This window comes from endosymbiont 'TC1' of Trimyema compressum, assembly GCF_001584725.1.
In the GTDB taxonomy this organism is placed as follows: domain Bacteria; phylum Bacillota; class TC1; order TC1; family TC1; genus TC1.
The window spans coordinates 1,511,131-1,533,496 of record NZ_CP014606.1; the positions used below are offsets into that span (position 1 = coordinate 1,511,131).

Below are 22,366 nucleotides of genomic sequence, written 5' to 3' on the forward strand. Positions count from 1 at the left end.
GGTCTGTGACAAATTAATCTTTATAGGAAACAAAGAGGATTTTACTCTCTTTGCTACTTAATTTTACTCGGTTATCAATACCGATTCTAGCCACAAAAATAATGCCTTTTTTTCTATCAATTAAAAAGGGAATTTCACTTCTTTTTTTTCTTTGTATTTTTTTATTAATTAAACATTTTTTAATTTTCACTTGAGCATCTTGTCCCAGCGGAATAAAGCTGTCTCCTTGTCGTCTATTTCTAATTATAAGGGGCCATGAAATAGTCTCTGAATTTAGATAGCCTTCCGCAGGAGATGCTGCCAAATAGTCTACATCGTCTTTATTAATATAAGATAATGTAAGAATGCCACAATCACCAGGTAGTTGATATACACCTATACCTGTGGCTTCTATTTCATAATCCTCTACTACAATCTTATTTTCTTTACTGAATAAAAAACCATCTCTTACTTTTCTTAAAGTTGCATTATTGGGCAGACTCAATACAGGCTTCTCTTCTCTGGTAATAATATATTGGTCAATAGCTTCAATATAACGATATTCCAACCCTTTATTTAACCAATTTTGATAGACTTTTAAATACAAACGCTTTCTCAAAGCTTCATCTTCTAAAAAAACTGTTTCTTTTAAAAGCACTGTCTCTTCAGTAAACAAAAGATACTTAGCTATAGCTTCTTTAGTTTTTTTCTCTAAATAGTCATTTTCTACTGTTGCAATCTGACTTAAACGGAAAAGGCTGTCCTCAATTTTATTGTTATAATTTTTTAAGACTGGAATCAGCTCTTGACGAATACGATTTCTTAAAAAATCCATATCATCATTGCTTTTATCTTCCCTATAAACAATGCCATGCTCTATACTATAGTCCTTAATTTCATCCTTAGTTATATTCAAAAGGGGTCTAATTAATAGCCCTCTTTTATAGGCCATACCTTTTAAACCTTTTAAACCACTACCTCTAATTAAATGAATTAACACGGTTTCACTTTGATCTTGAAAATGATGGGCTGTGGCAATTAAATCATAGCCTTCTTGTTTCATAATATTCTTAAAGAAATTATAACGGCAAATTCTGGCACATTCCTCAATAGATTGTTTTTTTTCACAAGCAATAGCTTCAATTAGCATATTATCAGTATAGAAAGGAATTTTTAACTGTTGAGCCACTTCTTTAACTAATTTTTGATCCAAATCGCTTTCCATGCCTCTTAAACCATGATTCAAATGAGAAATGCCAATTTCAATTCCCAGTTTATCTTTATAAGATTTAAATAAATGAAGAAGCACCATAGAATCCAAACCACCAGAAACACCTATGAGTACTCTCTGTTGCTCTTTAATAGCACATAGTTGGATACAATTCTGATAAAAGTTGTCTTTTAACAATGGAAACGCCCTCTTCACATTTTCTTTCACTTAATCCTTTAAATTATATCATATTATCTTCAATAAACAAAGGTAATTGTATTAAAAAGAAACCACTTATATTACCATTCTTACAAGGAAAATATGGATTTTATTCTTCACTTTATAAAGATAAGGCAGCCAAATTGGCTGCCTTATCTTTATAAAGAAGTTTGATTAGGTAAATGCAATTTAAATTAGGAGCTTTTATGAAAATTATAATATTTTCATTGTACAAGTTTCCTAACGGACAATAAAGTTTCTTTGCAATAATTGCAAATTAATATTCACTTCAACTTATCTGACTTTATTATATACCCTAAAACATTAAATGTAAACAGAATTCTGATGTAAGATAATTAGATTATCCTCAAAAAATCCCTTCCCTATAAGAAAATATCCTAAAAGTCATATTGTTTCCGATAGCTATTGGCAAACTTTTTCTTCAACTGATTTTCGATTATTATTTTCTAATTCACAAATTTCGGAAGTATTGTTTGCAATTTGATGAAAATTTATCAAGTCTTTCATATAATTCCCAATTGGTGACTTTTTCTTGCCCAAAAGCAAACATCTTCTTTAAACTTTAAAACCCCAAGGCAAGGTTTTTCTCCTTCAAGTAATTTAAGTGTTTCTCTTTTAAAAACACTTAAAAATAATTCAACACCACCTATTTCGTCTAAGAAAATAATTTTCTTATTACTGGTCTGGGCCTTTTGAAGAATAGCTAGTCCCTTTTCTTCAAAAACTGCTAATTTCATCTTAAACCCACCATCAGTTTTATCAATAAATATATCCTTATCATTTTTTTCATAATGATTGACTAAAATAGGATTTGAAATTTCTTCAATATCCCGTAAGGCAAATGCAACGCACCTGCAATCTTTTAAAAGCCTTTGAACACAAAAGCCTCCAAAGCAATCAATATAAGGTTTAATCATTTTAAATAGCAGTGTTGATTTTCCCATTTGTTTTGATCCTTGAAGAAAAAATGCCTCAACATATTAAATCATCCCATTTCTTTTTTATCATCTCAGCAGCAATACTAATGGCAATTTCCCCCGGGGTTTTGCCACCTATTGCTAATCCAATAGGTGTAAAAATACGTTTTATATCACCATAACTAAAGCCCTCTTTCTGCATAAGCCTATCCACATTCTCAACACAAACTGTTACTGAAAAATCTATTCTACTAAGAAAAGGAACTAAATTTTAACAAATATGCCCACCGCCAAAAATAAAGGCTCTATCACAGTTAATAGGTTCACTAAAAAAGTTCTACCCTCATGGTTAATTAACAAAGACCTTCTTTGAACTCTTAAAAAAATGATAAGTCATCTTTCGAATCTCTATCAATAAAAAACAACTTCCATTGACCCTCATCTAAAATCTCTGTTACTAACCATCCATATCTTCTGCTTATACTCTCAATAATTTCCAAAAAAGGGATTCATAGTCTTTACAATTTCCATATTTAGCAGTTTATTGTAGATACAATGATAAATCTTTTCCATCGTTAAACCTCCTTTAGTGCTATTTAAGCAATACTAAACAATTATTATCAATTAAAAATATTTTTGTAATTTTTATTATTGTAAAAAGCAAAAATTGTCATCTTTTACTCTGTTATATAATACAGTTCAGATTATATAGTCAAAAAATATTTTTGTCAATTAAAAAGAATCACCTATTTTCATAGGTGATTCAAAATCTCTACTTTCCTATAAAGACTCACTTAAAAGTAATTGAACTATAAATATACTGCCAACAACTTCTTTTCTCTTGAGAATACAAAACACTGACAAGCACTTTTAATGGATATTTTCTCAAGGGGGTTTTTATATAGTCAAAGATTACATTGGATTTTGCTTGAGAAAGACCAGAAACCTTTTTAAGATATCTAGTTCCTCCTTTAGCTTTTTGTGTTCTTTTTCAAGGCGTTTTATTTCTTATTGTAAGGTTTTCTCTATTCAATATCATTAACAGAACCAGCTACGAGTAGCCAGCCACTGGAATTACGCAGATATAGTTGCCCTTTCCCCATGAGATATCTTCTCCAAAGGCTCTAAAACAATCTGCGCACATACATGCCCATGAGACATGATTCAATAATTTACCATCAATCATGTATTTCTCATCTTCGAACGAGCATTTACATATATCACATTCATCAGGTGCACCATCAAAATATAGATTATTCTTTTTTGCAAAATCCATGTCGACCAGTTCGTCCAGCGGCAATGTAGATGAGCTTCCGTCTATAAAGTTTCCGTGATCTCTCAGCTCAATTTTTGTGTTGATTTGGCGCACTAACTTTTCATTACTCTTTAGATACTCAGTAAAAAGGGTAACTATATCAGTTGGTTCTCAAACTCTCCACTTATCATCACTTAGCTTAAAAAGACAAGGCTTTCATTTGTCTTATCACAGCGGAAAGAACGGTATTGAACTCCCAAATCTTCAATTATGTCGCTATCGCGAGAGTCTTTTCCACCACATGTAGTAGAAAGTAGAAGGGCATTTAAATTGCCATCATAGTATTTATCAAGTATTTGAGGGAAAGTGTTAGCGCTTCGCCATTTTTTCAAGTGCCCCAAAATATATTCTATCGCCATCAGAATTGTGAATAATGATATGATAAGAGGGCAAGTATATAATTCCATTTTCTTTTGTTGTTGCAAAGTAGACTGTGAACACCCCGGTACAGGGATTGAAAATTGATACCTTAATTTCTGAGTTTAGAAACTCATCTTGAATATCTTCAATAATTCCAATTATATGAGTCTTCCATACAGGGTTTTCAGACAAACAAGAAGCTATTTCATTTTTGAGGATTTTAACATGTGCCACATTATTGACAAAAATTGTTTTTTGAACTTTTGCCCAGTAGAACCATCTTCACCCAGTAATTCAGAAATAATAACTTTATCTTTCAATAAGGTATTCCTTGCAAACGAACAATGCCGAAGTATGTTAAGAATTTTGCAGTTTCGTGAATCAACAATTTTTCCAAATTTAGCAGCATATCCTATTTCATGATAATCACTTTTGGGGCAAGGTTCCATCGCACTTACGCTTTCATGGAGATAGCATAGCGCTTCCTTATCCTCCATATCAGAAAGAATCTCCTGAAATTCTGCCATTACATCCTGGTTCTGATTAAGTATTCGCAAATATTTTTCTTTTTGTAAGCGTTGTGCCCCAGTATACGCAATATATTCATGTACAGGTATTTCTGGAAATGATAATACTTCGGACTCATCAATTCCAGTCATTTGAGCAACAGATTTGCGCATCATAGCTTTTCGTTCTTCAGTACTCAATTCATTTTGAAAATGAAGTCTGACTAAAACATAATCATGAATATCTTTTTCTTGATACGCTTTTTGAATTGAGCGAACCCCGTCCTCCAGCGCAGTTATATCGCTATACCAGTACAGATCATGCCATGGAGAAATAAAACGCCCTTGTGCAGTATGCAACAGCTTAACAGGCATGCAAAGAAATCCGAACCATCATCTGATACAATTATTTTATACCCTTGCAATGGAATTGTTGTATCTTCAGAAAACCGAGAAAAAGGTACTAACAATTCACCCCATTCTGTGGATGCAATAATAACATGAATCTCCGCATCCTTTACTCCAAAATGTTGTTTTATACTCTCAACGTACTTGTTGACCTCATGCAATGCCTCACGAGAAGCAGAATTGCTCCGCTTTATTTCTATTATAACATGTTCGCCAAATTCGTTCTTCGCATAGAGATCAACAAATCCCCTTGTGCCAAATTTATTAGGTATATACTGTTCTTTTTGAGAAGAGTCAAGCCCGGCTTGAGCTTGTTTATATTTAATGAAATAAGATCGCGCAAATCTGATTCTTTCAAATTGCATCCCTCCAAAAAATTCAATTACAAATATTATATCATATACAAATATTTTCTTGTAGATGTATTTTTCTTATGAATGTTAAATATAATGAAGAATCCTATGTTAAAAATATGGACATAGGAGCCCAGAGAAGTTCTATTAGATGTTGATACAATTGATTTATTGTCGAAAGTGCAATAATAGCATGATTGGTTTTAATGATGATTTTTTTATTCTTGAAAATACTAATACCCTTTCAACAACGATGGCAAGTAAAATTTACGCTAATCATATTGATAAATCTGATATGAAATATGAAAAACTAAGATTCATGATTTCAGACATAGTCATATTTCATTTTAAATAAACATAGGTATTGATGTATTTCAGATTACTAAGCGCGTAGGATACTCAAATGCTGAAGTGATATTCAAAATTTACGGTCATCTATGCCCTGACAAAGAAAGGTATAACTTTTTCATTCTGATTTCAGCTTCAATTAATTTTTTTAATTTATATTCATACTTTTAGGAAATATTTTAAGATATAATTGAAACACAAAAAAATTCCCATTTAATAAAATTAAATAGGAATTTAACTTTTGTTTTGGTAGCGATGGCAGGACTCGAACCTGCGACACTACGGGTATGAGCCGTATACTCTAACCGCCTGAGCTACATCGCCAAATATCATTCTCATACCCTACTATATTACAAAAGAAGTGCGTACATGTCAAGATGTTTAACGCTTCTTTTTCTTTTTTCTTGTTAAATCTTTATTTCTTTTAACGTCCAGTTGAATTTCCTCACTATTTTTCATAAAACGAGCAAGCTTATCTTCAAATGTTTCTTCTTTACTCTCTGGCATTTTTCGTCTTGGAGGTGCTGTTGGTCGCTCCCTTTGCTCTCCTGCTTGGGCTTGTTTTATAGATAATGCAATCTTACCATTATTTTCAATCTTAAGGACCTTCACCTTAACCGTATCACCTACCTTAAAAATATCATTAATATCCTTAACATAGCTTTGTGCAACCTCTGAAATATGCACAAGTCCAGTAGTGTTGCCACCCATCTTTACAAAAGCACCAAAGTTAGTGATTCCTGTAATAACGCCATCTAGAATTTCACCTTCTGTTGGCTGAATCTTATTTTGTTCCATTTTTCCTCCATTTAACTAGTTATTATATTTATTGTTCCTTTAATACAAGGACTTTTTCACCTGGTTTTAACAATCCTAAAGCTTTCTTAGTTTCGTGTTCAAGAACTTCCGGACTATCAATTTGACTCTTCTTCGTCAATAATTCTTGTTTTTCTCTATAGAGCGCTTCTATTTGATCCCCAATTGCTTTATTAGCATTATAAATTTGCACACTCTCATAAACTCCCTTTCCAATATTAAAAAATAAAAAAATAAGAACAGCACTAATAGCAACAATTGCAATGGTTTGATTACGCTGCCTTTTGTCCATTTGTCGCTTCGGTTTTTGAAGGAGTTCTCTTTTTCCTCTCTTGATTTTCATAATTCCCCCTAGTAAGTCTCACATACCTTCATTATATACAAATACCCATTGCTCGTCAAAACAAATCTCTATATTCCATAGAACTTTTCAGCATTACCACCTAGTATATTAACCATTTCCTCATTTGTTAGCCCTGTTTTTGCGAAATAGGATTCATAGCGCTTAATAGACACCAATGGACAATCACTACCAAAAACTACTTTATCCAAAATGCCAATAGTTTTTAAAACCTGAAAAACAGCTGGCTCATATAAGAAAACAGCAACAGCTGTATCATAATAGAGATTTTTCAAATCCTTTTTCATTTCTTTCGTCAGCTCATAAAAAGGAAGCCCTCCACCTAAGTGAGCCGTTACAATTTTATTATCAGGAAAATACATAGCTATAGTAGCTATTTCTACAGGATTTACATTTACTTTCCCTGGATAGTAATGACCTACTGGTTCATTACTATGAATATTCACAACTAAATTTTTAGATTTACAAAAATCCATTAATGGCTCTAAGTCCTTTTTATTATAAGGATCAATATGTTGTCCTGATAAGAAAAGCTCACCGACACCTGCTAAACCTGCTTCATAAGACCTCCTGGCCTCCAAAATGGCACCTGGGGCTTTAGGCGAGATAGCCATATGACCAATGAGGCGACGGGGGTACTTTTTAACCATTTCAATAGTATAGTCATTAACGTACTTACATAAACCTAAATCGTTAAAAGAAAAACCAAAACAAATACCCTTATCAAAATCTCCTTCATCTAAATTATAGATTAAATCTTCAGCAGTGGCATAACGATTGTTCTTAGTACCTGCTAGGAGAGCCCAATAAGGTTCTTTATCAAATATTTTCTTGTAGTCCCTGATTAAACCAGGTGGTGTTAAGTGCATATGGCAATCAATCTTTTTCATAACTATTCTTCATCCATTTTATTCACACTGACTAAGTCATAAAGAATGCCAACATCCTCTTTTTTTTACAACTTCTTTAATATCAGTCACTTTAACTATGGTTTTTCTGCAACCATAAATAATGGCAATTTGATCATCAATTTTCACTTCATAGCTTGCCTTAATTGATTTATTATTGACTAAAACTTTGCCATGATCACAAAGCTCTTTGCCTACACTTCTTCTTTTTACTAAACGAGTTATTTTTAAATATTTATCAATTCTCATAATTCTTCTTTTGAAATAAGACCGGGATACCCCGGTCTTATTCATTTTCCTTTTTTAATTCTAAGCTTCTTTAAGGTGTTTTACTTCTTTACAGCATCTTTTAATACTTTACCAGCTTTAAATGCTGGAACTTTTGAAGCTGGAATTTGCATAGGTTCTTTTGTTTTTGGGTTGTGCCCTGTACGAGCAGCTCTTTCTCTAACTTCGAAAGTACCAAATCCAACGAGTTGAACCTTTTCTCCCTTTTTAAGGCTGTCTTTAATCCCTTGGAATACTGCTGATACAGCTTTTTCAGCATCTTTTTTAGATAAGCCAGTACTGTCTGCAACTACACCTACTAAATCTCCTTTATTCATCTGAGTCCCTCCTTATTTTAACTATGTTCAATGTATTTGTCTTTACTTTTATTAATTGTACACAATCTCTTTTATTTTTGCAAGTATTTCTTTTGATTTCATAATGCCGCTTATTTCTTACTTACTAGTAGTAAAAGTCATTTTTCTTTCTATCTTTGCATTTTCTAAAAGGCTAGTCATATATGCTGTATAGCGTTCTTCTCTTTGGGTACTGTAAATATCATCTTCAACAGAACTTTTTAAATCAGCATAACTATCTTTTACATCATTTGCTTTAATAACATGGTAACCATAGTCTGTTTTAACAGGTACTTTAGTGTATTCCCCTTTATTTAAAACTACTACAGCAGCTGTAAAGGGCTCTACAAAAGGTGACTTAGCCTTACTAACAAATTCACCTAAATTCCCCCATTGATTTGACGCTAACATCATTATTAAATTCATTCGATAAAGCTACAAAGTCTTCTCCTGCATCTAAGCGAGCAATTATAGACGCAGCTTTAGCTTTTGCATCTTCATCTGTTGAAGCATCAGCGCTACTAATTAATATATGGCTTGGTTCCACTTGCTTATATTTTCCTGGATCAGTAGCAAAAGCAGCCTTTACAGCCGCTTCATCAATAGGCACGCTATCAACAACTACAGTTCTATACCATTTCATGTATGAAATTTGATCTATATATGATTTAGTCACTTCTTCAGGATAGCCTTTTCAGCTAATAAATTAAGATAAGCCTCTCTGCTACAAAAGGATGCTGCCTTCTTTATCAATTTCTCTATTAGCCTCTTCCATAGTTACAACAATATTATGTTTTACATAATCTTGATTTAATATTTTCTGACTGATTAAACGTTCATATAATTGCTCTTTGGTTTTTTCATAAACAACTTGACCATTGGTTTCTCCCAATTGAGTTGTTTTAGCATCTAATTCCTTCTTGAAAATATCTTCCCCATTAACAACAGCAATTACTTTACTATCATTTTGGCATCCTGTTAAAAAGAGAGCGCCTATTAGTAAAACACCCATTATACCTTTTAACCAATTTTTCAATCTGTCCCCTCTTTTAGTCACCTTGATTCTCTATGACAAGCTTATCCAACATTTCAAGAAATGATAATAAGCTTTCTCCACTTACTGTATCTATTGTATAGTATATTACAATTTTATCTTTCTCTTCATAAGTAATCTGTTTTTTATGTGTGTTTTTGATGATTTTAGCTAAGCCCATAGTTATGTTATTATTTTTAAAAGTAAACACAAGACCTTTCATATTCTTGCCTATTTTTTCAATTTTCAAACGAGCAGCTAAAAGTCTTATATGGGCTACTAAAAACAAGTGATTCACCACATCAGGCAATGGCCCAAAACGATCAATAATCTCTTCTCTTAAACTCCCTAAAGATTCTTCATCATCAATATTAGCCATTTTTTTATAAAGTGCCACTTTAACATTAGGAATTGGTACATACTCATCAGGTAGATAGGCTTCAATATCCATTGGCAGAACAAGGGGTTCTCCTCTAACAGGTTCCTCAGACACCTCACCTGATAAACGCCTTGCCTCTTCATCTAAAATCTTACAATAGAGATCAAATCCTACTGAAAGCATATGACCATGTTGCTCTTTTCCTAATAGATTACCTGCACCTCTAATTTCTAAATCAAGCATAGCAATTTTAAAACCTGAGCCAAGCTCTGTCAACTCCTTAATTGCCTGTAGACGTTTTATAGCATTATCACTTAAGTTTTTTTGACTATGAAACATAAAGTAAGCCGAAGCCACTTTATTTGAACGGCCGATTCTACCTTTAATTTGGTAAATTTGAGAAAGACCTAACATATCAGCATTTTCTATTATTAATGTATTGGCATTTTTTATATTTAAACCATTTTCAATTAGTGTCGTGCAAAGCAATACATCGACACGGCCTTCAAAAAAATCCAACATATTCTTTTCTAATGTTTTTTCATCCATTTGGCCATGAGCAATTGCAATACTCACTTCTGGTACAATACTTTGTAAAGTCCGCTTTTTATCTTCAATATTCTTTACAGTATTATACAGATAATAAATCTGCCCATTTCGTTGTTTTTCTTTAAGAATACTATTCCTAATAACACTGTCATCATGAGCTAAAACATATGTTTGAACAGGATAGCGCTCCTTTGGAGCAGTCTCAATAACACTTAAATCACGAGCACCAGCTAAAGCCATATGGAGGGTCCTCGGAATGGGTGTGGCAGAAAGTGCTAGGGAATCAATATTGTTTTTCAGAGCTTTTAAACGCTCTTTATGAGTTACACCAAACTTCTGTTCCTCATCAACAATTAACAGTCCCAAATCCTTAAATACTACACCTTTAGACAACAAACGATGGGTACCAATTAAAATATCAATTTGACCCTTAGCCAAATCCTCAATAACTTCTTTTTGTTTTTGCTTCGATACAAAACGATTTAAAAGTCCTATATGCATAGGGAAATCTTGAAACCGTCTTATAAAGGTTTCATAGTGTTGCTGTGATAAAACTGTAGTCGGGGATAAAAGTACAACTTGCTTCCCTTCAATAGCTGCCTTAAAAGCAGCCCGTAAAGCAACTTCCGTTTTGCCATAACCTACATCTCCAATAACAATGCGATCCATAGGTGTTGTTTTTTCCATATCCCCCTTAACGTCTATAATAGCCTTCATCTGGTCTTCTGTTTCCTCATAGGGAAATGTATCTTCAAATGCCATTTGCCAAGGAGTATCTTTTGAAAAAGCATAACCTACTGCCATTTTTCTTTCAGAATAAAGTTTCAATAAATCTTTAGCCGTCTCACTAACAGCTACACGAACCTGTTCTTTGGTTTTTTCCCAATCATTGGCTCCTAAACTAGAAAGTCGTGGATGATGCTCTTCCCCTCCAATATATTTTTCAATTGCTTCAATATTATCTACAGGAATAAACAATCTTCCTGTACCTGAAAATACTAATTTTAAATAGTCTTTGCAAATACCTAATACTTCTTTAGATTCAATGCCATCATATTGAGCAATACCATATTCTTCATGGACTATATAGTCTCCTAATTTAATATCAATAAAAGGATCTAATTTTTTCTTTTTCTCTTTTTTCTTCTTTTTAGAACCACTTTTAACTTGACCAAAAATTGTTTTCTCACTAATACAAACTACATTTAGCCTTGGTAATCTAAAACTCTCTCCTAAATAGCCTTTTTCAATGTGGATTTTCTCTCCTACTAAGCCATGGCTTCTGAGCAACTTTTCTAAACTTTTCTTCTTATTGTCGTCTGTAGCAAAAAGGTATATTGTATCCTCATTTCTCATATAGTTTATAATTTCCTTAACAAAGAAATCCATTTCCCCTAAAAAAGATGGAATTAAAGATTTCTCCCAGCGTACAAATGTTCCAAATTGTAGGGCTGTTTCTTTATAGTAAAAAAGATAGGAAAAAACTTTATGCCAATCTTTAAATAATCTGAAAAAATCTTCTTTAAAGTATGTTTCACCTTGAATGGGATGAATTAAACCTTCCTCAATACCTTCAGCTATGGTTTCTTCATTTTCTCTTAAGAATATAGCTTGGTTGGTTTTAATAGTTTCATACTCTCTAAAGAGAAGGGTTGGTTTTTTCTTACTATAGTCTGTTAAAGATACTAATTCCTCAAAAAAAGCAGGGAAAAAGCGTTCCTTCTCTTCTGAATAGATACCATCTTCCATAGTCTCTATTTCTTCACGTAAAGCACCATAAGTATATTCTTTTAAAGTTTTAATAGCTACTTTTACATTACCATTTTGAAGGGGCAAATCTGTTGTTGAAAAAATTTCTACTTTCTTAATTTCTTCAATAGTTCGCTGATTTTCTAAATCAAAATGCTTAATTTTTTCAATTTCCTCATCAAAAAAATCAACCCGTATAGGATAATCATCTGTTGGCACAAAAATATCAACAATATCCCCTCTTACACTAAACTGAGCCTTATTTTCAACTAAAGGTTCTTTCCTATAGCCTAAATAGACTAATCGCTCTATTAGTGTATCCCGTTTAATAGACTCCCCTATTTTAAGGGTGAATACATCTTTTAAAAACAGCTCTGTAGGAATATATTTATCAGATAAAGCTTCTTCTGTTAGTAAGAGAATATCAATTTTACCTTCTAATAAATTTTTTAAGATTCTTAAACGTTCATCTTTAATATCTCTACTTTTAAGATAAGTGCGATAAGGCAATAACTGTCTTTTTGGTAAAAAAGCAACTTTTTTCCCTAGCCATTGTTCTAAATCGGCAAAAAGTAATTCCCCTTCTTGTTGATCAGTTACCACAAAAAGTGGTTTTTTGAGTTTCTTTCTCAAAGCCATATAAAATAAGGCTTCATTACTTGAAGAAAGACCAAAACAGCCAACACTGTTCTCGCCATTATTAAATGCCTCTTCTATGCGCTCTATTTCATTGGTATTTTCCAGTAGCTCAACTAGATTCTTAATCATTACCTATTTCCCATTCTTCTCATTCATAGTTTTTTCAATTCCCTCTTTAATAAAGAATAAAACCCCATCAATAGACCTTTTAATCACTTCATTAACTGCCTTTTGTTCTTCGTTTGAAAAAGCACTTAGAACATAATCTTTACCATTCCGCTCAGGCGGTCTTTTACCAATGCCAATTTTTAAACGAGGAATTTCTTTAGTGCCTAGACATTCAATAATATTGCCCATACCTTTTTGACCACCAGAACTACCTTTCTTTTTAAAACGGCTTTCACCAATAGCTAAATCCATATCATCATAAACTACTAAAATATTCTCTTCTGTAATACTGTAGTAATTAACTACTTTGTCAGTAGCTTCTCCACTTAAATTCATATAGGTGCTGGGTTTTAGAAAAAACACTTTTTCCCCACCTATCTGCGCTACGCCTAGGTCCCCTTTAAATTTACTTTCTTCTTTAAAAGAAAAATCCCAAGCTTCACTTAAAGCATTTAACATCATAAATCCAATGTTATGCCTAGTATTTGCATATTCTCTTCCAATATTTCCCAATCCTACAATAAGCTTCATATTTTCTCCTCTTAGACAAACTAGAACAACCTCATCTCCACAGAAGATGAGGGCTGTTCTAACTATAAATACGTCTTTTTTATTTAATTAATTCACTTACGCTTCTATCATCATAAATACAAGCAATTGCACGGGCTATAAATGGTGCAACTGAAAGTACTTTGAGTTTGCTAACCAGTTTTTCAGGTGGTAAAGCAATTGTATTGGTAACAACAACTTCATCTAAAACAGAATCCATAATTTTCTCAATAGCTGGACCAGATAGCACCGGATGTGTACAGCAAGCTCTCACTGTTTTAGCGCCAAACTTCTTCAGAAGTTCTGCTCCCTTTGTAATGGTTCCAGCTGTATCAATCATATCATCAACCATAATACAATCTTTGCCTTCTACATCACCTAATACATTTAGTACTTCGGCTACATTGGCTTTTGGTCTTCTTTTTTCAATAATTGCAAATTCCGCACCAATGCGATTTGCTATATTTCTGGCTCTTGTTACCCCACCTAAATCCGGTGATACAACACAAGCATTTTTAAGCTTTAAGGCTCTATAATGTTTTGCTAATATAAATGCACCTGGTAGGTGGTCAAAAGGAATGTCAAAAAAACCTTGGATAGCATTGGCATGTAAATCAATTGATAAAATACGTCTTGCTCCTGCTGCTACCAATAAGTTTGCTACTAATTTTGCTGTAATCGGATCCCTAGCTTTCGACTTTCTTTCCTGTCTAGCATAACCATAATATGGCATTACTACAGTAATTCTACGAGCGGATGCTCTGCGAATTGCATCTGTTAAAATCAATAATTCCATTAAATGTTCATTTACTGGCTGAGAGGTAGGCTGAACAATAAAAACATCTGCCCCTCTTACACTTTCGCCAATCTGAAGAGAAGTTTCCCCATCGCTAAAACGTCCTACTACTGATTTGCCTAATGGTAAATCTAAACATTCTGCTATATCTTTTGCCAACTCAGGATTTGCATTCCCTGTAAAAATTTTTACATTTTTATACATTCTAAAGAGCCTCCTATATTATTTCTTATTCCAATCCTCAATATTCTTTTGTCTGCTTCTAGCAATGCTTAAACTTCTGCTTGGCACATCTTTAGTAATTGTTGAACCTGCTCCTACATAGGCTGCTTCACCAATGACTATTGGTGCCACTAAGTTTGTATTACTACCAACAAATGCTCCATTCTCAATAATAGTTTCATATTTAAACTCACCATCATAGTTACAAGTAATGGTGCCTGCTCCAATATTTACTTTTTCTCCAACTTTACTATCTCCAATATAGCTGTGGTGTGGAATTTTAGAACCATTGCCTACTTTGGTTTTCTTAAGTTCAACAAAGTCTCCAACTTTTACACAATTTCCTAAATGACTACCCGGACGAATATAAGCAAAAGGTCCAATTAAGCAACCATCTCCAATTTTGCTATCTAGTAAAATTGACTCGCATATGTCAGCGCTTTCACCAACTATACAATTCTCAATTGTTGAATTATTGCCAACAATAGTATTCTTGCCAATGCTGGTTTTGCCTTCTAAATGCACATTGGTACCAATAATAACATCCTTATCTAAAATAACTTGAGACCCAATATAAGCAGTGTTTGGATCTTCTAAAGTTACTCCTTTTTCCATCCAAATACAATTAATATGGTCTCTAAGCATTTTAGCAGCTTCTGCTAATTGTACCCTATTATTAATACCTTTAATTTCAGTTTCATCATCCAGTGTATAAACACCTACATTTTTATCCTCAGACTTCATAATTTCTAAAACATCAGTTAAGTAAAACTCACCTTGAGCATTATCTGTATCTAAGTCAAGTAAAGCTTTTTCCAGAGCACCTTTTTCAAATAAATAGGTACCTGAGTTAACTTCCTTAATTTTTCTTTCTTCTAAAGTAGCATCTTTTTCTTCTACAATAAGACTAAAAGCACCTGTCTCATCCTTACAAATTCTACCGTAACCTGTACTGTCTTCCAAAATAGCAGTTAATACAGTAGCACTTCTGTTTTCAGCTAAGTGCTCTTCTTTCATTTTTTCTAAAGTCTCTTTTTGCAATAAAGGGGTATCACCACATAATACAAAAACAGTTTCTTCGTCCTTAATTTCTTTCAATCCCCACTTTACAGCATCTCCTGTTCCCAATTGCTGTTTTTGCCAAGCATAGGAAACAGATTTCTTAAAATAGTCTTGAACTTTTTCACCTTCATGACCAATAACCACTACTGGCTTAGTATCAATTAAAGGCTCAACATTTTCCCTAACATATTCAATAAGGGGTTTATTCATAATACAATGAAGCACTTTAGGCAAATCAGAATTCATTCTGGTTCCTTTGCCTGCTCCTAAAATAATTGCTCCTGTTTTCATTTATTCCTCCTTTAATTTTATCAATCTATGTATACATTTGTAACAAATATTAAGAATCAATAAAAGTAACATATTCTCCGAAGATATCTTTAATTTTATCCTCTACAGAAACTTCTTTTTTAACTTCTGCTACCTGAAACTGAAGCACTACTTTCATAGGTTTTCCTGCCACTTGACTTAAAATTGCTTCTGCATTAGCCCTATGCTTATCCGTCTCGCCCCGTTCCTTATGAAAAGTGTACTTCTCATCATAAGCTATAAACAACTTATTGTCTTCTATGGCTACAGCTTCTCCTTCTACATAGAACGGATAGCTTAATGGTTTAGCCTTCTTAAAAGCTTCTAAAAAGCTTTCCCAGAGGGCAATTACATCACCTTCTACAATAACTGCCTCACTTACTGGCTCTGTCATAACAACAATTGCTTCCTCAACCTCTTCTTCTACAAATTCAGCCTCAATAGGTCTTTCCTCAATAGTCACTTCAGTAGATCCCTCAACTGCTTCCACTGCTGTTTCTACCTTTACAGGAGAAATAGGTTCAGCATTAACCTCTGGCACAATAGACTTCTCCACAATTATAGTTCCCTCTTTTTTAGGTTCAACACTTGCCTTAATCTCTTCCCCTAATTCACTAGAAACACCTTTCACTAAAGTTACTTCTAATAGAATATCTGGATGGGTACTGTACTTTAATTGGCTCTCTAACTCACCTAAAGTATAAACCCACTTTAACAAATCTTTTTTACTAAATAAATTACCAATTTCTTGATACTTAATAATGGCTTCCTCAGAAGCCATAATATAATTTGAAGCATCCTTAACTGTTTTTAATAAAAGCATATTTTTAAAAGCTTCCATTAAATCTTTCAATAATTGGCCGATGCTTTTTCCTTTTTCTTTTAAAAGCTCATATTCTCTAATAGTTTCAGATAGAGCTCCTCCACCAATGGTTTTTAATAGATTCATTAATGTTTCATCATCTACAATACCAGAAACTGCTGCTACTTGTTCGCCAGTAATAGTACCATCAGAAGAAGTAATACACTGATCCAACAAGCTTATGCCATCTCTTAAACCACCACCAGCAAGCTTTGTCATTAAATTTAAAGCTTCTTCAGTAATTTCCGCTCCTGAATCTTCACCAATCATTTTAAGATGATTTTTCAAAATATCGTTAGGTATTTTATGAAAATCAAAACGCTGGCATCTTGAAAGAATAGTCAAAGGAATCTTTTGAGGTTCTGTAGTTGCTAAAATAAACACTACATGACCAGGTGGCTCTTCTAAAGTTTTCAAAAGAGCATTAAAAGCTTCGCCTGTCAACATATGAACCTCATCAATAATATAAACTTTAACTTTACCTTCTACAGGATGAAACTTAATTTTTTCTCTTAAGTCTCTAATCTCATCAATACCTCTATTAGAAGCCGCATCAATCTCAATAATATCCATAAAAATATCTTCGTTAATTTTGACACAATTCTCACATTGATTACATGGCTCTCCATCCTGTATATTCAAGCAATTAACTGCTTTAGCAAGGAGTTTAGCCGTACTGGTCTTCCCAGTACCACGAACACCTGAAAAAAGATAAGCATGGCTAACCCGTTCTTTAGTCAAGGCATTTTTAAGTGTTCTTACTATGGCATCCTGACCAACTAACCCTTTGAAATCCACTGGTCTCCATTTTCTATATAAGGCTAAATAACTCATGGTTCCTCCTGATTTTTTCACTACTATAATTGTACTATAAAACAAGTTGTTAGACTAGTATTAATAACCAAAGTATTGATGGTAGAAAAAAGTGTTTATTAAAGTTACAATTAAGCTTAAGCTAGACAATATTAGCTGAAATATTTAATGGAAATCATTTATCTGCACAAAAACGCTACACTCGAAAACCAACAAAAGTAATTATGGTGATAATAAATACTAGAAAAAGCCTTAAACATTTATAATGATATAAGGCTTTTAGAAAAAATCTCTCCATTATTCAATTAAGTAAATCAAGTAAGTTTTGCTAATAATTTCTTAAATCAAAACAAATTCCTTCTATATCAGATACATTAACTACAATTTAGTATTCCCATCAGAAGAAAACATGTATGTTAATGTATCTGCAAAACTTTCTCCTGCTAAGTCCCCTTGATTTTTTAAAGTAACAGTTGCTATAAGTTCAGGATAGTCTTTTGTTAAAGCATAAAAAATTCCATTTGGCATTATCTGGTTTTATCTCCTTATCTCCAGTACCAGAATTAACATCAAAGCTAATTTTATTATCTACGGAAAAAGCTCCACCAGAATATCATACGGAATATGTTACAAATTTTGAATTTGTATTGGCACTTATTAACTTAAAACCATTATCTGACCTAACTTTTACTGCTATTTTTAAATGTTCATAATCGGAAGGCAGCATATTGTTATTAGGTACAATTTTTATTGGAGATGTTGCTGTTCGATTAGTGAGATTTAAATTAATATTTTTATCAATCATTATACTCCATGAAGTAGGAACAATGACATCTGTTGTAGGCGATATATTTCCTGCTAAATCTGTATTGCTGACACTCACCGAATCATTTTCTTGTAGCTTATCTACAATGATAGAAAAATTCCCATCTGCATCTGTTGTGCATGAATAGGGCTTTTCTTTTGTAGTCCCTTTATTCACAATAATATTAATTACTGTTTTGGCTTCTCCATTACCATTTATGACCACTTCCGCCCCCCCATTAATTTGATTAACTATGGGTGCTGGTGGTGCTGTTAAATCATGCATTAATGGTTGTATGGCAGTTCCCGAAAAACGTCTGCTTTGGCCAGCTATTTGTATAGATGTATCAAATGAAAAACTGACAGAATTTGTGTCTTTTGTTAAATTGTTCCATGTAATATCATTTCCATCTACTGTGTATTCTCCTGCTAATGATGGGTCGGGAAGAACTAGCTCCCCTAATGCATTAATAGGAGATGTTAAAATAAATGTAGATCCAACTAACTCTTTAGCCGGAAGAGTAATTTTTTGATCAAGCATATCATAATCACCTATTAATAGTTTCCACTTTACCAAGTTGTTAAAAGAAACAGGAATGCTTCCTATTTGATTATCGGAAAAATCAAGGTGTTCTAAATTAACCAAATCACCTATAAAATCAGGTAATGTTGTTAAACGGTTATAACTTAGATTTAGCAACCTTAACTTAGTTAAATTCCTAATAGAATCTGGTAACACTGTTAAAGAATTGTTAGAAACACTTATAATCGTTAAATTGGACCATGTTCCTATTGTTGATGGCAATGAAGACAAATTACAGTAGCTTATGTTTAAAATCGAAAGATTAGTCCATTCTCCCTCAGGTAATGCTTGCAATTCAGGATTATTAGCTAAAACTACAAAAACAAATTTGATAAATTTTTCATAGAATCAGGCAATGTTTTTAGTTGATTATTTGTGAGTATAAGATTTGATAGTTTCAATAAACTACCTATCGAATCAGGAAGTGTTGTCAAATCATTACTAAATAAATCTAAACGAGCAAGATTAGCAAAAATTTCTATCCCGCTAATATCAGTTAATTCACTGTTCCTTAATGGCAAGTCTGTACACTTCGATATTATATCATCTGTAATCTCACTATCTGCTCCCCTATTAAATCGAGCTGCAATTACTTCAGCAGTATGTCTGTTAGGAAACTGTTGAGCAAATGTCACTGATGTTTGGCTGACAGCATTTATTGGCTCATTGTCAGTAGATATAGCACAGTCAGGAACAGCTTGACTTATTGTTTGTAATTTAGCAAACAAAGAGTTTGAGACACACATATTTAGCAAAACACTTAAAATCAACACGCTTGTTATAAGCTTTTTCATTTGTTTTTCTCCCTAACATCCAAAATGGTATTTGTATTCAAAATTAAGCAAATAAATATTAATATATAAAAACGTTACTATATTATTGCAAAACTCTTTTAAATTCTTAATTCAATAATTGATACATGCCATGCCCAATATAGCACAATAATTTTTATATTTACTTTACATCTTGCATAATATCATTTTTATTAAATCTACTAAATAATTAGCAAATAATTTAACTATCAATATTAGTAAATTTCATAGAAAACTATTTAGATATTTCCGATTGATAAATTAATTATATATTTCTTAAGTATTGTATTGATTTAATAATAGAATAATATTTATTTTCAAAACTTCTTTAATTAAGATATTTTTCTCCACTTACAATAATCTAGTATTCCCATCAGATTTAAAAATATATGTTAGTTTATCTGTAAATGTTTGTGCCCTATTATTTATAGGTCTTTCACCAGGATTAACCAATTCTGCTTGACCATTCATGACTGGTTTATCCTTTATTAATGCATAAGTTATATTAGGTGTAACAATCTCCTTAACATCTGTTCCTTTATTGCATATAACATCACACTCTAGAGCGCAACCGTTATATCTCATAGAATAAGTCGCTGATGATGTATATCCAGTACATTTTAAGTTATAGCCAGATTCAGATTGCACGCTTACTGACACATTCAAATTGCTATATGCACTAAGTGGCAAATTATTTGCACCAACAAGTTCAATTACCGAGCTACCTTTTTGCTCTGATAAATTTAAATTAATTGTTGAATCAACATAAATTGCCTAATCTGCTTCTTTAGGATCTGGTATAGGATCGTAGCTATTAGTATACTTAACAATAGTAGTTGGACTATCAGCTTTAATAAAATTTGTATTACAAAACAAAACACAAATGGTCATAAGTAAACTAAAAACAATTAATATACTTTTTTTGTTTTTACTATATTTCTTTGTTTTTTTCATTTTTTCCTCCACACATTTATAAAGCATAGCCTTTTCTTACAGCTGTAAATTATGCTTATTTTAGCACAGCCTCTTCTTCTATTAATAAATTATTAAATGCCATAAAATCCTCTGATAATGAATTAAATTTCAATATACAATAATTTATCAATCGGAAATATCTAAACAGTTTTCTATAAAATTTTTGTTATTATTCAGCAGAAGCTTCTAATTAATTTTATCTTTTTCAAATAATCATCAATCTATTTTATAATACGTTTAATTGAGCCTCAATCTCAGCACCATTAAGTTCTCTATTTATATCATTAAGATCAAAACAATGCAACTGCAATACAACAGGATATGAACCTTTTTCCATCGTTTTATTAAGTTTAATAGGTGATAGGCTCATATTAGGTGGAACCAATTTACTTTCAAACAAAATCTCTCCTGTTATTTTTTCTTTAAATACAAATTGAAAATAACAAGGATTTCCATCTGGATTAAAAAACTGCATTTAAAATATTACTGCTTTCTTTCATTGAAAAACTATCATACCCAGGAATAATCATTTTCGAATTTTCGGTGTTTTTAGAATGTGCGATTCCACCTGTATATTGTTTAATATTGGCTGTATTCAAAACAATAAATACTAAAAACAAACTTATTAAACTCATCAATAAAATAAAAATGGATATTATAGCTAATTTAAATTTACTTTTTTTAAAAAAATAGCAAAGCTATCGTTCTCCGCAGTTGGAATATAGCCTGCAATCGTGTATTTTTCTCTTTTATAAAAACCTATAGGTTTTACAATAAAGTTACATTGTTCTTGAGCATTAAGTTTACATTCAATACCTTCATCAGATGGAGGTTTTTTATAAAATTCACCAATAATTTTATATGGGATATCTTTATATAAACTTTCAAATTTTTTCTTTTTTATATACTTAAATTTTATTCCATTTTTTTATTATGAAACTCTGATAAATCTTCCACGGTATCATGCTCCTTTTATTTTCGAATCTTGTTTATAAATAAAGCCTCATTAAAATTAATTTAACTAGGTCTATTTTTCTGTAAATATTAGCCCTCCATTCTTAAATAATATTCATCATTGTTTTTCGACATTTTAATATTACACCCATATACATATATATGTCAATAAAAATTTTCAATAAACATGGATATTTTTATTGACATAAAATAGATGTGAGACAAAATAAAATAAAAAATGAAGAGCAACTCCTTTTTTGTTAGAATATAGATACATAACAAACATCAAAAAAGAAGATATAAACCTCTTTCAATATATTAAAAACACTAGGTATTTACCACATGATTACCATGTAGTTAAATATTTCTTTAAAGAAACTCTAGCTAACTTTTAGATTTCTAAGCATAAAATATATAGCACTTCTATTTATCGATGCGTTAAGCTATTAGATGGTCATGAAAGCTCCCTGATTCCTAAATTGTATAAGCCTTTATCACCTAATGCTCATTCTCAAACTCAATCAACTAAATACGAATTGCTGATTTTTGTAGACGCAACCCTAATTTTGAATCTTTAGAAATATCTTCCATGCTTCTTGATTAATTCCTTACTATCAATCCAATTATGGTTTTTACAGATGTTTTAAGCATATCAATAAACACTTAGCTTAAGACTAAAAGAAAAAACGATTTATTAAAAAATTACCATTGCTGCAATATATTCAATGCACTTATAAAATTATAAATAAATCATATTAATTATG

At 32.1% G+C, this 22,366-nt stretch carries 25 protein-coding genes, 1 tRNA gene and 1 pseudogene; all 27 read right to left on the bottom strand.

Annotated elements, in window-relative coordinates; translation table 11 throughout:
• Nucleotides 1–13: 13 nt before the first annotated feature.
• Complete coding sequence (gene tilS, locus AZF37_RS09410) at nucleotides 14–1,387, bottom strand: tRNA lysidine(34) synthetase TilS (RefSeq protein ID WP_088370538.1); 1,374 nt, start codon at nucleotides 1,385–1,387, stop codon at nucleotides 14–16.
• Between the two features lie 545 nt (nucleotides 1,388–1,932).
• Nucleotides 1,933–2,385, bottom strand: a pseudogene (locus tag AZF37_RS09415) (nucleoside-triphosphatase); the annotation flags it as partial.
• 16 nt (nucleotides 2,386–2,401) lie between these two features.
• The gene (locus tag AZF37_RS09420) at nucleotides 2,402–2,548 is read right to left on the bottom strand and encodes an XdhC family protein (protein WP_088370540.1); all 147 of its coding nucleotides are present in this window, start codon (nucleotides 2,546–2,548) and stop codon (nucleotides 2,402–2,404) included.
• A 175-nt stretch (nucleotides 2,549–2,723) separates the two neighbouring features.
• Nucleotides 2,724–2,846, bottom strand: coding sequence for a hypothetical protein (locus AZF37_RS12590; protein ID WP_281178877.1), 123 nt, complete (start codon nucleotides 2,844–2,846; stop codon nucleotides 2,724–2,726).
• Nucleotides 2,847–3,970: 1,124 nt separating this feature from the next.
• Complete coding sequence (locus AZF37_RS10785) at nucleotides 3,971–4,213, bottom strand: hypothetical protein (RefSeq protein WP_172793113.1); 243 nt, start codon at nucleotides 4,211–4,213, stop codon at nucleotides 3,971–3,973.
• A gap of 8 nt (nucleotides 4,214–4,221) precedes the next feature.
• Nucleotides 4,222–4,887 carry a hypothetical protein gene (locus tag AZF37_RS09430; protein WP_088370542.1) on the bottom strand — a complete coding sequence of 222 codons (666 nt, stop codon included), beginning with the start codon at nucleotides 4,885–4,887 and terminating at the stop codon, nucleotides 4,222–4,224.
• Complete coding sequence (locus AZF37_RS09435; RefSeq protein ID WP_088370543.1) at nucleotides 4,824–5,300, bottom strand: endonuclease NucS domain-containing protein; 477 nt, start codon at nucleotides 5,298–5,300, stop codon at nucleotides 4,824–4,826. The genes AZF37_RS09430 and AZF37_RS09435 overlap by 64 nt, the downstream gene beginning before the upstream one ends.
• 583 nt (nucleotides 5,301–5,883) lie before the next feature.
• Nucleotides 5,884–5,960: transfer RNA gene (locus tag AZF37_RS09445), tRNA-Met, on the bottom strand.
• A gap of 57 nt (nucleotides 5,961–6,017) precedes the next feature.
• On the bottom strand, nucleotides 6,018–6,434 hold the full coding sequence (locus AZF37_RS09450) for a S1 RNA-binding domain-containing protein (protein WP_172793114.1): 417 nt from the start codon (nucleotides 6,432–6,434) through the stop codon (nucleotides 6,018–6,020).
• A 28-nt stretch (nucleotides 6,435–6,462) separates the two neighbouring features.
• Nucleotides 6,463–6,795 (bottom strand): septum formation initiator family protein, encoded by a 333-nt coding sequence (locus AZF37_RS09455; RefSeq protein WP_088370545.1) that lies wholly within the window; start codon nucleotides 6,793–6,795, stop codon nucleotides 6,463–6,465.
• A gap of 68 nt (nucleotides 6,796–6,863) precedes the next feature.
• Nucleotides 6,864–7,703 carry an amidohydrolase family protein gene (locus AZF37_RS09460; RefSeq protein ID WP_088370546.1) on the bottom strand — a complete coding sequence of 280 codons (840 nt, stop codon included), beginning with the start codon at nucleotides 7,701–7,703 and terminating at the stop codon, nucleotides 6,864–6,866.
• A gap of 36 nt (nucleotides 7,704–7,739) precedes the next feature.
• Entirely contained in the window at nucleotides 7,740–7,970 is a 231-nt protein-coding gene (locus tag AZF37_RS09465) for a S4 domain-containing protein (protein ID WP_088370547.1), read from the bottom strand.
• 80 nt (nucleotides 7,971–8,050) lie between these two features.
• Complete coding sequence (locus AZF37_RS09470) at nucleotides 8,051–8,326, bottom strand: HU family DNA-binding protein (RefSeq protein WP_088370548.1); 276 nt, start codon at nucleotides 8,324–8,326, stop codon at nucleotides 8,051–8,053.
• A 117-nt stretch (nucleotides 8,327–8,443) separates the two neighbouring features.
• Nucleotides 8,444–8,770 carry a peptidylprolyl isomerase gene (locus tag AZF37_RS09475; RefSeq protein WP_088370549.1) on the bottom strand — a complete coding sequence of 109 codons (327 nt, stop codon included), beginning with the start codon at nucleotides 8,768–8,770 and terminating at the stop codon, nucleotides 8,444–8,446.
• Nucleotides 8,721–8,987 (bottom strand): peptidylprolyl isomerase, encoded by a 267-nt coding sequence (locus AZF37_RS09480; protein ID WP_088370550.1) that lies wholly within the window; start codon nucleotides 8,985–8,987, stop codon nucleotides 8,721–8,723. The genes AZF37_RS09475 and AZF37_RS09480 overlap by 50 nt, the downstream gene beginning before the upstream one ends.
• Nucleotides 8,988–9,068: 81 nt before the next feature.
• A complete protein-coding gene (locus AZF37_RS09485; protein WP_162474055.1) occupies nucleotides 9,069–9,380 on the bottom strand; it encodes a SurA N-terminal domain-containing protein in 312 nt (103 codons plus the stop codon).
• Between the two features lie 13 nt (nucleotides 9,381–9,393).
• A complete protein-coding gene (mfd, locus tag AZF37_RS09490) occupies nucleotides 9,394–12,822 on the bottom strand; it encodes a transcription-repair coupling factor (protein ID WP_088370552.1) in 3,429 nt (1,142 codons plus the stop codon).
• A gap of 3 nt (nucleotides 12,823–12,825) precedes the next feature.
• Entirely contained in the window at nucleotides 12,826–13,392 is a 567-nt protein-coding gene (pth, locus tag AZF37_RS09495) for an aminoacyl-tRNA hydrolase (RefSeq protein ID WP_088370553.1), read from the bottom strand.
• Nucleotides 13,393–13,471: 79 nt separating this feature from the next.
• Nucleotides 13,472–14,410: a ribose-phosphate diphosphokinase gene (locus AZF37_RS09500; protein WP_088370554.1), complete on the bottom strand. Its 939-nt coding sequence runs from the start codon at nucleotides 14,408–14,410 to the stop codon at nucleotides 13,472–13,474.
• A gap of 18 nt (nucleotides 14,411–14,428) precedes the next feature.
• Nucleotides 14,429–15,781, bottom strand: coding sequence for a bifunctional UDP-N-acetylglucosamine diphosphorylase/glucosamine-1-phosphate N-acetyltransferase GlmU (gene glmU / locus AZF37_RS09505; protein WP_088370555.1), 1,353 nt, complete (start codon nucleotides 15,779–15,781; stop codon nucleotides 14,429–14,431).
• 49 nt (nucleotides 15,782–15,830) lie between these two features.
• Nucleotides 15,831–17,495, bottom strand: a complete 1,665-nt coding sequence (gene dnaX, locus AZF37_RS09510) for a DNA polymerase III subunit gamma/tau (protein ID WP_088370556.1) — start codon at nucleotides 17,493–17,495, stop codon at nucleotides 15,831–15,833.
• Between the two features lie 357 nt (nucleotides 17,496–17,852).
• Complete coding sequence (locus tag AZF37_RS10790; protein ID WP_162474056.1) at nucleotides 17,853–18,002, bottom strand: hypothetical protein; 150 nt, start codon at nucleotides 18,000–18,002, stop codon at nucleotides 17,853–17,855.
• Between the two features lie 85 nt (nucleotides 18,003–18,087).
• Complete coding sequence (locus AZF37_RS09515; protein WP_088370557.1) at nucleotides 18,088–19,155, bottom strand: leucine-rich repeat domain-containing protein; 1,068 nt, start codon at nucleotides 19,153–19,155, stop codon at nucleotides 18,088–18,090.
• A 20-nt stretch (nucleotides 19,156–19,175) separates the two neighbouring features.
• Complete coding sequence (locus tag AZF37_RS09520) at nucleotides 19,176–19,655, bottom strand: hypothetical protein (protein ID WP_088370558.1); 480 nt, start codon at nucleotides 19,653–19,655, stop codon at nucleotides 19,176–19,178.
• A 369-nt stretch (nucleotides 19,656–20,024) separates the two neighbouring features.
• Nucleotides 20,025–20,258 (bottom strand): hypothetical protein, encoded by a 234-nt coding sequence (locus tag AZF37_RS09525; protein WP_162474057.1) that lies wholly within the window; start codon nucleotides 20,256–20,258, stop codon nucleotides 20,025–20,027.
• A gap of 189 nt (nucleotides 20,259–20,447) precedes the next feature.
• A complete protein-coding gene (locus tag AZF37_RS09530) occupies nucleotides 20,448–20,627 on the bottom strand; it encodes a hypothetical protein (protein WP_088370560.1) in 180 nt (59 codons plus the stop codon).
• Between the two features lie 247 nt (nucleotides 20,628–20,874).
• A complete protein-coding gene (locus tag AZF37_RS09535; RefSeq protein ID WP_088370561.1) occupies nucleotides 20,875–21,123 on the bottom strand; it encodes a hypothetical protein in 249 nt (82 codons plus the stop codon).
• Between the last annotated feature and the right edge of the window lie 1,243 nt (nucleotides 21,124–22,366).

Coding starts and splice junctions, on each gene's coding strand:
- AZF37_RS09500 (WP_088370554.1), bottom strand. CDS start 14,410: ATGTATAAAAATGTAAAAATTTTTACAGGGAATGCAAATCCTGAGTTG.
- AZF37_RS09530 (WP_088370560.1), bottom strand. CDS start 20,627: ATGAAAAAAACAAAGAAATATAGTAAAAACAAAAAAAGTATATTAATT.
- AZF37_RS09420 (WP_088370540.1), bottom strand. CDS start 2,548: ATGCAGAAAGAGGGCTTTAGTTATGGTGATATAAAACGTATTTTTACA.
- AZF37_RS09520 (WP_088370558.1), bottom strand. CDS start 19,655: ATGAAAAAGCTTATAACAAGCGTGTTGATTTTAAGTGTTTTGCTAAAT.
- AZF37_RS09465 (WP_088370547.1), bottom strand. CDS start 7,970: ATGAGAATTGATAAATATTTAAAAATAACTCGTTTAGTAAAAAGAAGA.
- pth (WP_088370553.1), bottom strand. CDS start 13,392: ATGAAGCTTATTGTAGGATTGGGAAATATTGGAAGAGAATATGCAAAT.
- mfd (WP_088370552.1), bottom strand. CDS start 12,822: ATGATTAAGAATCTAGTTGAGCTACTGGAAAATACCAATGAAATAGAG.
- AZF37_RS09435 (WP_088370543.1), bottom strand. CDS start 5,300: ATGCAATTTGAAAGAATCAGATTTGCGCGATCTTATTTCATTAAATAT.
- AZF37_RS09455 (WP_088370545.1), bottom strand. CDS start 6,795: ATGAAAATCAAGAGAGGAAAAAGAGAACTCCTTCAAAAACCGAAGCGA.
- dnaX (WP_088370556.1), bottom strand. CDS start 17,495: ATGAGTTATTTAGCCTTATATAGAAAATGGAGACCAGTGGATTTCAAA.
- AZF37_RS09480 (WP_088370550.1), bottom strand. CDS start 8,987: ATGAAATGGTATAGAACTGTAGTTGTTGATAGCGTGCCTATTGATGAA.
- AZF37_RS10790 (WP_162474056.1), bottom strand. CDS start 18,002: ATGCCAAATGGAATTTTTTATGCTTTAACAAAAGACTATCCTGAACTT.
- AZF37_RS09475 (WP_088370549.1), bottom strand. CDS start 8,770: ATGAATTTAATAATGATGTTAGCGTCAAATCAATGGGGGAATTTAGGT.
- AZF37_RS09525 (WP_162474057.1), bottom strand. CDS start 20,258: ATGAGATATAACGGTTGCGCTCTAGAGTGTGATGTTATATGCAATAAA.
- glmU (WP_088370555.1), bottom strand. CDS start 15,781: ATGAAAACAGGAGCAATTATTTTAGGAGCAGGCAAAGGAACCAGAATG.
- AZF37_RS09450 (WP_172793114.1), bottom strand. CDS start 6,434: ATGGAACAAAATAAGATTCAGCCAACAGAAGGTGAAATTCTAGATGGC.
- AZF37_RS09535 (WP_088370561.1), bottom strand. CDS start 21,123: ATGCAGTTTTTTAATCCAGATGGAAATCCTTGTTATTTTCAATTTGTA.
- AZF37_RS09460 (WP_088370546.1), bottom strand. CDS start 7,703: ATGAAAAAGATTGATTGCCATATGCACTTAACACCACCTGGTTTAATC.
- AZF37_RS09470 (WP_088370548.1), bottom strand. CDS start 8,326: ATGAATAAAGGAGATTTAGTAGGTGTAGTTGCAGACAGTACTGGCTTA.